4 protein-coding genes are annotated in these 11,064 nt (G+C 70.3%); 3 read left to right on the top strand and 1 reads right to left on the bottom strand.

Features of this window, described 5'->3' with window-relative positions:
- The coding region (locus IE257_RS38620; protein WP_229920723.1) for a GAF domain-containing protein at window positions 1-1,315 on the bottom strand (1,315 nt) is incomplete at its 3' end.
- 168 nt (window positions 1,316-1,483) lie between these two features.
- Here IE257_RS38620 and IE257_RS29320 point away from each other — a divergent pair.
- The 3 genes from IE257_RS29320 (at window position 1,484) to IE257_RS29310 (ending at window position 10,899) form a co-directional block, all read left to right on the top strand.
- The gene (locus IE257_RS29320; protein WP_189972885.1) at window positions 1,484-7,021 is read left to right on the top strand and encodes a HAMP domain-containing hybrid sensor histidine kinase/response regulator; all 5,538 of its coding nucleotides are present in this window, start codon (window positions 1,484-1,486) and stop codon (window positions 7,019-7,021) included.
- A 274-nt stretch (window positions 7,022-7,295) separates the two neighbouring features.
- Window positions 7,296-7,979: a response regulator gene (locus IE257_RS29315; RefSeq protein WP_189972884.1), complete on the top strand. Its 684-nt coding sequence runs from the start codon at window positions 7,296-7,298 to the stop codon at window positions 7,977-7,979.
- A 115-nt stretch (window positions 7,980-8,094) separates the two neighbouring features.
- Entirely contained in the window at window positions 8,095-10,899 is a 2,805-nt protein-coding gene (locus IE257_RS29310; RefSeq protein WP_189972883.1) for an FtsK/SpoIIIE family DNA translocase, read from the top strand.
- Window positions 10,900-11,064: the final 165 nt, after the last annotated feature.

The following is an 11,064-nucleotide window of genomic DNA, read 5'->3' as shown; positions in this document are numbered from 1 at the left end:
GCAGGGCCTCTTCGTTGGAGTAGCGGCCGGGGGTTTCCGCGGCGACGCCGAGGGAGCCGGTGAGGCGGCCCTCCACCTTGAGCGGGACGGTGACGGCGGAGCGCATGCCGGTGGCCTCCAGGAGCGGCACGGCTCCCGGTGAGGCGATGAGGTCGTCGTGGACGGCGGGCATGCGGGCGGAGCCGTAGCGGTTGGTGCCGGCCTCGACGGGGACGCGGGCGAAGCGCTGGCGGGTGGAGGGCAGGCCGGTGGTGGCGCGGACCTCCAGTTCGGTCTCGTCGTCGGTGGCGAGCAGCAGGAAGGCGGCGTCGGCGTCGAGCAGGTCGCGGGCGCGCTCGACGGTGCGCTGGAGGAGCCCGTCGAGGTCGTCGGGGGCGGGGGAGCCGATGAAGACCTCGAACGGATCCGTGGGGCGCGGGTCGGTGAAGTGGCCGCTGTCGGAGGTGGGCACCCGTACCGGAGTCTGGAGCAGGGCGCGCTCGTCGTCGTGGACGAGGAGGCAGACGATCGAGGGTTCGCCGTGGGCGTCGCGGACCCGCAGGTGGGAGGCGAAGACGGGGATGACGCGGCCGTCGGCGCCGCGGACGCCGTAGCTGCCCTCCCAGCGGGACAGGCGCAGGGCCTCGGCGATGCCCGTGCCGGTGCCGGGGGTCTGCGGCCAGGCGGCGAGCTCGGCGAGCGGGCGGCCCAGGGCCTTCTCGGCGGGGTGGCCGAAGATGTGCTCGGCGTCCTCGTTCCAGGCGGAGATCGCGTCGTCCGAGTCGATCTGGACGACGGCGACCCGGACCCGGCTGTCGGCCAGGGGCAGCAGCTGGTCGGGGACGACGGGGCCCGCGGAGCGGGTACCGACCGGCCGGTCTGGCAGGTCCAGGCGGAACCACACGTGCTTGTGCGTGGCGGTGTACTCGACGCCCCAGCGGGTGGCGAGGGCGGCGCACAGCATCAGGCCGCGGCCGTTCTCGCGGTCGGGGTCGGCGTAGGGGCGCTCGCCGGGGTGCTGGAGCGGGAGCTCGCGCTCCGGGTACCGGTCGGCGACCTCGACCCGTACGCCGCCCTCGGCGCGCAGGCACAGGACCTCGGCCCGGGTGCCGGCGTGGACCACGGCATTGGTGACGAGCTCGCTGGTGAGGACCACCGCGTCGTCGACGATGTCCGCGAAACCCCAGCCGTGCAGGGTGTCGCGGACGAATCCGCGGGCGGCGGCGACCGAGCGCCCGAGGGGATCGAAGCTGGCAGCCGCCCGTGCCGTGATCACGAGTCTCCTTCGACGCGGTTGGACATCGGGTGCCAGGTTACTTACCTTCGCGGACGGCATGGTGCCGTCGTCGGGGATTCCACCCGCAGGGTACGGCGGGTGTGCGATGGTGCCGAAGTGTTATGGCCGGGTTCGGCCAGGGTGAAACACTGGGCAGGCTTGCAGAGCCGGCTTGTGATGAGTCAGGTGTCCGGTGGAAAAGCGGTCGACCCTTTCGGGAGGGACACGGTGGAGTCTGGCGCAGCGGTGCGGCGAACGGGAACGCGGCCGAAGGGCGGACGTTCCCGGCGCAGTGGCACGACGGAGGTCGATACCGCCGCTCTCAACCGGCTGCTCACGGCCCTGGTGTCGATGCGGGACGGGAATTTCCGCAAGCGGCTGACGGTGTCCGGCGAGGGCGTGATGGCGGAGATCGCCGCCGTCTACAACGAGGTCGCCGACCGCAACCTCCACCTGACCGGGGAGCTGTCCCGGGTGCGGCGGATGGTGGGTCGTGAGGGGAAGCTGAGCGAACGGCTGGAAACGGGTGCCTGCGAGGGCTCCTGGGCGGCCGCGATCGATGCCTCGAACCAGTTGGTGGACGATCTGGCCCGGCCGGTGTCCGAGGTGGGCCGGGTGCTGTCGGCGGTGGCCGAGGGTGATCTCGACCAGCGGATGGATCTGCGGACGCAGGCGGCCGAGGGGGCCGGGCATCCGCTGCGCGGGGAGTTCCTGAAGGTCGGGCGTACGGTCAACAACCTGGTCGACCAGCTGTCCGCGTTCACCGACGAGGTGACGCGCGTGGCGCTGGAGGTGGGTACCGAGGGCAAGCTCGGTGGTCAGGCCCAGGTGCGCGGGATGTCGGGATCCTGGAAGGATCTGACCGACTCCGTCAACACGATGGCGTACCGGCTCACCGCTCAGGTGCGTGATATCGCTCTCGTTACGACGGCGGTCGCCAAGGGCGATCTGTCGCGCAAGGTCACGGTGCACGTGGCCGGCGAGATGCTCCAGCTGAAGAACACCGTGAACACGATGGTGGACCAGCTGTCGTCCTTCTCCTCCGAGGTGACCCGCGTCGCCCGCGAGGTGGGTACGGAGGGCGAGCTGGGCGGCCAGGCGAAGGTGCCCGGGGTCGCGGGTGTGTGGAAGGACCTGACCGATTCGGTCAACACCATGGCCGGGAACCTGACGGCCCAGGTGCGCGGGATCGCGCAGGTGACGACGGCGGTCGCGAACGGCGACCTGTCGCAGAAGGTACGGGTCAGCGCGCGCGGCGAGGTGGCGCAGCTGGCCGAAACGATCAATCAGATGACCGAGACGCTGCGGACCTTCGCGGACGAGGTCACGCGCGTGGCGAGCGAGGTCGGGGCCAAGGGCCTGCTGGGCGGTCAGGCGCAGGTGCCGGGTGCGGCGGGGACGTGGAAGGACCTCACCGATTCGGTGAACACGGTCTTCCGCAATCTCACCACCCAGGTGCGGGACATCGCGCAGGTGACGACGGCGGTGGCCAACGGCGACCTGTCGCAGAAGGTCACGGTCGACGTGGCCGGCGAGATGCTGGAGTTGAAGAACACCGTCAACACGATGGTGGACCAGCTGTCGTCCTTCGGCGCGGAAGTGACTCGTGTGGCCCGTGAGGTCGGCGTCGAGGGTGAGCTGGGCGGCCAGGCGCAGGTGCCGGGTGCCGCCGGGACGTGGAAGGACCTCACCGACTCGGTGAACACCGCCTTCCGCAATCTCACCGGGCAGGTCCGCAACATCGCGCAGGTGACGACGGCGGTGGCCAACGGCGACCTGTCGCAGAAGGTCACCGTGGACGTCTCCGGCGAGATGCTCCAGCTGAAGAACACCGTGAACACGATGGTGGACCAGCTGTCCTCCTTCGCCGACCAGGTCACGCGGATGGCGCGGGACGTGGGCACGGAGGGCCGCCTCGGCGGTCAGGCCCGGGTCGAGGGGGTGTCCGGCACCTGGAAGGAGCTCACCGACTCCGTCAACTTCATGGCCGGGAACCTGACGTCGCAGGTGCGCCAGATCGCCCAGGTGACGACGGCCGTGGCCCGGGGCGACCTGTCCCAGAAGATCGACGTGGATGCCCGGGGCGAGATCCTGGAGCTGAAGAACACCATCAACACGATGGTCGACCAGCTCTCGGCCTTCGCGGAGCAGGTGACCCGGGTGGCCCGGGACGTGGGTACGGAGGGCCGCCTCGGCGGCCAGGCGCAGGTGCCCGGGGTGGCCGGAGTGTGGCGCGACCTGACGGACTCCGTGAACGGCATGGCCGGGAACCTGACCTCGCAGGTGCGCAACATCGCGCAGGTCGCGACGGCGGTGGCCCGCGGTGACCTCTCGCAGAAGATCGACGTGGATGCCCGGGGCGAGATCCTGGAGCTGAAGAACACCCTCAACACGATGGTGGACCAGCTCTCGAACTTCGCGGAGCAGGTGACGCGGGTGGCGCGCGAGGTGGGCACCGAGGGCATCCTCGGCGGCCAGGCGGAGGTGAAGGGGGTCTCCGGTACGTGGAAGGACCTCACCCAGTCCGTCAACTTCATGGCGAACAACCTGACGTCCCAGGTGCGCAACATCGCCGAGGTGACCACGGCGGTGGCCATGGGCGACCTGTCCAAGAAGATCACCGTCGATGCCAAGGGCGAGATCCTCGAACTGGTCACCACCGTGAACACGATGGTGGACCAGCTGTCGTCGTTCGCGGAGCAGGTGACGCGGGTGGCCCGTGAGGTGGGCTCCGAGGGCATCCTCGGCGGTCAGGCCCGGGTGCGCGGGGTCACGGGCATCTGGAAGGACCTGACCGACAACGTCAACCTGATGGCCAACAACCTGACCTCCCAGGTGCGCAACATCTCCCAGGTCTCGGCGGCGGTCGCCAACGGTGACCTGACGAAGAAGGTCACGGTGGAGGCGCGCGGCGAGGTCGCGCAGCTCGCCGACACCGTCAACACGATGGTGAAGACCCTGTCGTCCTTCGCGGACGAGGTGACGCGGGTGGCCCGTGAGGTGGGTACGGAGGGCCGCCTGGGCGGTCAGGCGCACGTGCCGGGCGTCTCGGGGACGTGGAAGGACCTCACCGACTCGGTGAACTTCATGGCCTCCAACCTCACCGGTCAGGTGCGGCAGATCGCCATGGTCACGACCGCCATCGCCAAGGGCGACATGACCAAGAAGATCGACATCGATGCCCGGGGCGAGATCCTGGAGCTCAAGACCACCATCAACACGATGGTCGACCAGCTGTCCTCCTTCGCCGACCAGGTGACCCGGGTGGCCCGCGAGGTGGGTACCGAGGGGATCCTGGGCGGCCAGGCCCGTGTCCGGGACGTCGACGGCACCTGGCGGGACCTGACCGAGTCCGTGAACGAGATGGCCGGGAACCTCACCCGGCAGGTGCGCGCTATCGCGGCCGTGGCCACCGCGGTGACCCGCGGCGATCTCAACCTGAAGATCGACGTGGACGCGGCGGGCGAGATCCAGGTCCTCCAGGACAACATCAACACCATGATCGCGAACCTGCGCGACACCACCTTGGCCAACAAGGAGCAGGACTGGCTCAAGGGCAACCTCGCCCGCATCTCCGCGCTGATGCAGGGCCGCCGGGAGCTCGACGACGTCGCTTCGCTGATCATGAGCGAGCTGACCCCGGTGGTCTCCGCGCAGCACGGCGCCTTCTTCCTGGCGCTGCCGGCCGGGGGCACCACCGAGATCGGGACGGAGGGGGGCGCGGACGGCTCGTACGAGCTGCGGATGCGCGGGAGCTATGCGTACGCGGGCGGCCAGATGCCCATCTCCTTCCGGCCGGGGGAGGGGCTGATCGGGGCGGTCGCCGAGGAGAAGCGGATGATCCTCGTCGAGAACACCCCGCCGGGCTACCTGAAGATCTCCTCGGGTCTGGGCGAGGCGCCGCCGGCGCACGTGATCGTGCTGCCGGTGCTCTTCGAGGGGAAGGTGCTCGGTGTCATCGAGCTGGCCTCCTTCACGCCGTTCACGCAGATCCAGAAGGACTTCCTCAGCCAGATCGCCGAGATGATCGGTACGAGCGTCAACACCATCAGCGTCAACTCCAAGACGGAGATGCTGCTGAAGCAGTCGCAGGAGATGACCGAGCAGCTGCGCGAGCGCTCCGACGAGCTGGAGAACCGGCAGAAGGCGCTGCAGGCCGCCAACGCGGAGCTGGAGGAGAAGGCCGAGCTGCTGGCCCAGCAGAACCGTGACATCGAGGTGAAGAACACCGAGATCGAGGAGGCCCGGCAGGTCCTGGAGGAGCGCGCCGAGCAGCTCGCGGTCTCGATGCGCTACAAGTCCGAGTTCCTGGCGAACATGTCGCACGAGCTGCGGACCCCGCTCAACTCGCTGCTGATCCTGGCCAAGCTGCTCGCCGACAACGCGGACGGCAACCTGTCGCCGAAGCAGGTGGAGTTCGCCGAGACCATCCACGGCGCGGGTTCGGACCTGTTGCAGCTGATCAACGACATCCTCGACCTGTCGAAGGTCGAGGCCGGGAAGATGGACGTCTCGCCGACCCGGATCGCGCTGGTCCAGCTCGTGGACTACGTCGAGGCGACCTTCCGGCCGCTGACGGCGGAGAAGGGCCTGGACTTCTCGGTGCGGGTCTCCCCGGAGCTGCCCGCCACCCTGCACACCGACGAGCAGCGGCTGCTCCAGGTGCTGCGCAACCTGCTGTCGAACGCGGTGAAGTTCACCGACAGCGGGGCCGTGGAGCTGGTGATCAGGCCGGCCGGCGCGGATGTGCCGACGGCGATCCGCGAGCAGCTGCTGGAGGCCGGTTCGCTGCGGGAGGCGGACGCGGACCTGATCGCCTTCTCGGTCACCGACACCGGGATCGGGATCGCCGCGAGCAAGATGCTGGTGATCTTCGAGGCGTTCAAGCAGGCGGACGGGACGACCAGCCGCAAGTACGGCGGCACCGGCCTGGGGCTGTCCATCAGCCGGGAGATCGCCCGGCTGCTGGGCGGGGAGATCCACGCGGCGAGCGAGCCGGGCCGCGGGTCCACCTTCACGCTGTACCTGCCGCTGCACCCGAGCGAGCTGCCCCCGCAGGGGTACGCGCCGCCGACCCCCGGTGGTGCCCGCGGTGAGCTGTACCGCAGGTCGTTGGACGGGGGGCGGCCCGGGCTGCCCGGGAACCAGGCCGGGCCGCCCGCGTCCGTCCCGTCGGTACAGGCGCAGCCGGCGCGGCCGGCGCTGTCGGCCGCCGAGCCGCCCTCGCAGGGGCAGGGCGGCGGGGCCGCGCTGTTCCGGCGGCGGCGCAAGACGGCGAGCGATCTGGAGCCGCGTACGGCGGTGCCAGGGCAGCCGAATGTGGTGGGGGCCGAGGACGGCTGGGGCAGTGCGGACGATGAGCTTCCGGTGGTGCCCCGGACCTACGACTTCCACGGCGAGAAGGTGCTGATCGTCGACGACGACGTACGCAACGTCTTCGCGCTCACCAGCGTGCTGGAGCAGCACGGGCTGGCCGTGCTGTACGCGGAGAACGGGCGGGAGGGCATCGAAGTCCTGGAGCAGCACGACGATGTGACAGTCGTACTGATGGACATCATGATGCCCGAGATGGACGGGTACGCGACGACCTCGGCGATCCGGCGGATGCCGCAGTTCGCCGGGCTGCCGATCATCGCGCTGACGGCGAAGGCGATGAAGGGGGACCGGGAGAAGGCGATCGACTCCGGGGCTTCCGACTACGTCACCAAGCCGGTCGATCCCGACTACCTGCTGTCGGTGATGGAGCAGTGGATGCGCGGCAAGTGATCGCGGGGAGAGCGGACGGAGGCCCGTAGCTGACTCGCTGTGCCCGAAGCGGTATGGAAGAGCGGTAAACGGGGAACCTTCTGCTCTCCCACCACGTTTCTGCTTCGTGCACAGTGACATCTTGGTGACAGGGTGTGGCGATCTCAGGACTGGGGCTACGATGACCGGCACAAGGACGGACGGCGCAAGGATGCCGTCCTCTGGGGCGGGGCCCGGCGCACAGGCCGGAGCCCGGAGCCGGGGAGGCCCCATGCCGGGGCGAGGAGGACAGGGCATGGTGCAGAAGGCCAAGATCCTCCTGGTCGACGACCGGCCGGAGAATCTGCTGGCGCTGGAGGCCATCCTCTCCGCGCTCGATCAGACACTGGTCCGGGCGTCGTCGGGGGAGGAAGCGCTCAAGGCGCTACTGACGGACGATTTCGCGGTGATCCTGCTGGATGTCCAGATGCCGGGAATGGACGGATTCGAAACCGCGGCGCACATCAAGCGGCGGGAACGGACCCGGGACATCCCGATCATCTTCCTCACCGCGATCAACCACGGTCCGCACCACACCTTCCGCGGTTACGCGGCGGGTGCGGTCGACTACATCTCCAAGCCCTTCGACCCGTGGGTGCTGCGGGCCAAGGTCTCGGTCTTCGTGGAGCTGTACACGAAGAACTGCCAACTGCGCGAGCAGGCGGCCCTGCTGCGGCTCCAGCTGGAGGGCGGCAGCGCCAACGGCGTGGACGCCAGCAAGGAGACGGCCGGGCTGCTGGCCGAGCTCTCCGCACGGCTCGCGGCGGTCGAGGAGCAGGCCGAGGCCCTGACCAAGCAGCTCGGCGAGGACTCGGCCGACGCCGGCGTGGTGGCGACCGCGGCGCATCTGGAGCGCAAACTCACCGGACTGCGGCGGGCACTCGACGCACTGGAGCCCGGGTCCGCCGGCGGAGCCCCGGCCCTGCCCGCGCAGAACTGACCGTACGCGGGTCGGTACTGGTGGTGCGTCAAAGTGCCTACGGAGCCGACGACACGAACGGGTGAAGGGGTGGGCACGCGTGTCCACCGGCGTGCGCACCGGTAACCTCGGCCCCATGGCCTCACGTACGTCCGGTAAGGGTTCCCAGAGCACGGCGGGCACCGCGAAGGGCCGCACCGGCCGTACGGCGGCCCCGGCGAAGAAGGCCGCGCCCGCCCGCAAGCCTGCGGCGAAGAAGGCCGCGGCCGCCAAGCGGGCCCCGGCCAAGAAGGCGGCGGCCAAGCCCGCGCCGTCCCCGACCGGGGGCGTGGTGCGGCTGGTGCGCGCCGTGTGGCTCGGCTGCGCCCACGCGGTCGGCGCCGTCTTCCGCGGTATCGGCCAGGGCGCCAGGAACCTCGACCCCGCCCACCGCAAGGACGGCCTCGCACTGCTGCTGCTCGCCCTCGCGCTGATCGTCGCCGCCGGAACCTGGTCGAATCTGAGCGGACCCGTCGGGGATCTCGTCACGATGCTGATCACCGGCCTCTTCGGACGGCTGGACCTGCTCGTACCGATCCTGCTCGGCGTGATGGCGGTGCGGTTCATCCGCCACCCCGAGCAGACCGACGCCAACGGCCGCATCGGCATCGGGCTGTCCGCCCTCGTCATCGGGGTCCTGGGCCTGGTCCACATCGCTTGCGGGGCGCCCGGCCGGGACGAGGGCACCACCGCGATGCAGAACGCGGGCGGGCTCATCGGCTGGGGCGCCTCCAAGCCGCTGATCTTCACCATGGGCGCGCCGCTGGCCGTTCCCATGCTGGTGCTGCTCACGATCTTCGGGCTGCTGGTGGTCACCGCGACCCCGGTCAACGCGATCCCGCAGCGGCTGCGCAGGCTCGGCATCCGGCTCGGGATCATCGCCCCGAACGAGTACGACGAGGGCTACGGGGAGGCCGAGGGCGCCGCCGAGCGGCACGACCCGGAGCAGTGGCGGGCCCGCACCGGAGCGGGCCCCGACCCGGGCGACCCGGCGGACGAGGCCGAGGAGGCGGCGCTCGCCCGGCGCCGCCGGCCGCGCAGGACCGCGGCCCGGCCGGGCATGGAGCGGGAGATGGACGCCGTCGACGAGGCCGCGGCGGCCGCCGCCGCGCTGGACGGGGCGGTCTACGGCGGAATGCCGCCCTCCCCGCTCGTCGCCGACCTCACGCAGGGGATCAGCGCCGAGCGGGAGGGTGCGGAGCTCACCGCTCCGGTGCCGACGGCCCGCGGGGAGCGTCCCGTACCGGAAGAAGCGCCCGGGGCCGCGCCCGAGGCGGCGCCCGGGGCCGCCCCCGAGAACCTCGCCGGGCAGCCGCACGCCACCACCGCGGCGGCCTCCGGGACGCTGGCGGTGCCCGATCTGACCAAGGCCCCGCCGCAGACCCAGGCGCTGCCGCCGCGCGCCGAGCAGCTCCAGCTGCGCGGGGACATCACGTACGCGCTGCCCTCCCTCGACCTGCTGGAGAAGGGCGGACCCGGCAAGACCCGCAGCGCCGCCAACGACGCGGTGGTCGCCTCGCTGCGCAACGTGTTCACCGAGTTCAAGGTCGACGCGGACGTCACCGGCTTCACCCGGGGGCCGACCGTCACCCGGTACGAGGTCACCCTGGGCGCCGCGGTCAAGGTCGAGCGGATCACCGCCCTGACCAAGAACATCGCCTACGCCGTCGCCTCGCCGGACGTCCGGATCATCAGCCCGATCCCGGGCAAGTCCGCGGTGGGCATCGAGATCCCGAACACCGACCGCGAGATGGTCAACCTGGGTGACGTGCTGCGCCTCGCGGACGCGGCCGAGGACGACCACCCGATGCTGGTCGCGCTCGGCAAGGACGTCGAGGGCGGCTACGTCATGGCCAACCTCGCCAAGATGCCGCACGTGCTGGTCGCCGGCGCCACCGGTTCCGGCAAGTCCTCCTGCATCAACTGCCTGATCACGTCCGTCATGGTCCGGGCCACCCCGGAGGACGTCCGGATGGTGCTCGTGGACCCCAAGCGCGTCGAGCTGACGGCGTACGAGGGCATCCCGCACCTGATCACGCCGATCATCACCAACCCCAAGCGGGCCGCCGAGGCGCTCCAGTGGGTCGTGCGCGAGATGGACCTGCGCTACGACGACCTGGCCGCCTTCGGCTACCGGCACATCGACGACTTCAACCAGGCGATCCGGGACGGCAAGATCAAATTGCCGCCGGGCAGCGAGCGGGAGCTCAGCCCGTACCCGTACCTGCTGGTGATCGTCGACGAGCTGGCGGACCTGATGATGGTCGCCCCGCGCGACGTCGAGGACTCGATCGTCCGCATCACCCAGCTGGCCCGCGCCGCCGGCATTCACCTGGTGCTCGCCACCCAGCGGCCCTCGGTGGACGTGGTCACCGGCCTGATCAAGGCGAACGTGCCCTCGCGCCTCGCCTTCGCCACCTCCTCGCTCGCAGACAGCCGGGTCATCCTCGACCAGCCGGGCGCCGAGAAGCTGATCGGCAAGGGCGACGGGCTGTTCCTGCCGATGGGTGCCAACAAGCCGGTCCGGCTCCAGGGCGCCTTCGTCACCGAGGACGAGATCGCCGGGATCGTCCAGCACTGCAAGGACCAGATGGCGCCCGTCTTCCGGGACGACGTCACCGTCGGGCAGAAGCAGAAGAAGGAGATCGACGAGGACATCGGCGACGACCTTGACCTGCTGTGCCAGGCGGCGGAGCTGGTGGTCTCGACGCAGTTCGGGTCCACCTCCATGCTCCAGCGCAAGCTGAGGGTGGGCTTCGCCAAGGCCGGGCGGCTCATGGACCTCATGGAGTCGCGCGGAATCGTCGGCCCGAGCGAGGGTTCGAAGGCGCGGGACGTCCTGCTGAAGGCCGATGACCTGGACGGAGTGCTCGCCGTCATTCGCGGCGAGGCCCATCCGTAATGAAATCGCGGGCAACCGTTTCCCTTGGGCCCGCGTCAAGTTGAAGAGAGGTGGCGGTACCGCGCACGAGCTCGCGCACAGCGCCGGGCCGCCGCACCGGGGAGGACCTCCCTTCGCCATTCGGATGGCGTAGGAAGTGCACCCTCCGGTTGCTCCACCCTTTCG

This window comes from Streptomyces avidinii (genome assembly GCF_014650695.1).
In the GTDB taxonomy this organism is placed as follows: domain Bacteria; phylum Actinomycetota; class Actinomycetes; order Streptomycetales; family Streptomycetaceae; genus Streptomyces; species Streptomyces avidinii.
The sequence above is the reverse complement of the archived record's forward strand: the minus strand, read 5'-3'. Positions and strand labels throughout refer to the sequence as shown.

Bases quoted from the DNA above. Each gene is read 5' to 3' on its own strand.
- IE257_RS29315 (WP_189972884.1), top strand. From the start codon at position 7,296: ATGGTGCAGAAGGCCAAGATCCTCCTGGTCGACGACCGGCCGGAGAAT.
- IE257_RS29310 (WP_189972883.1), top strand. From the start codon at position 8,095: ATGGCCTCACGTACGTCCGGTAAGGGTTCCCAGAGCACGGCGGGCACC.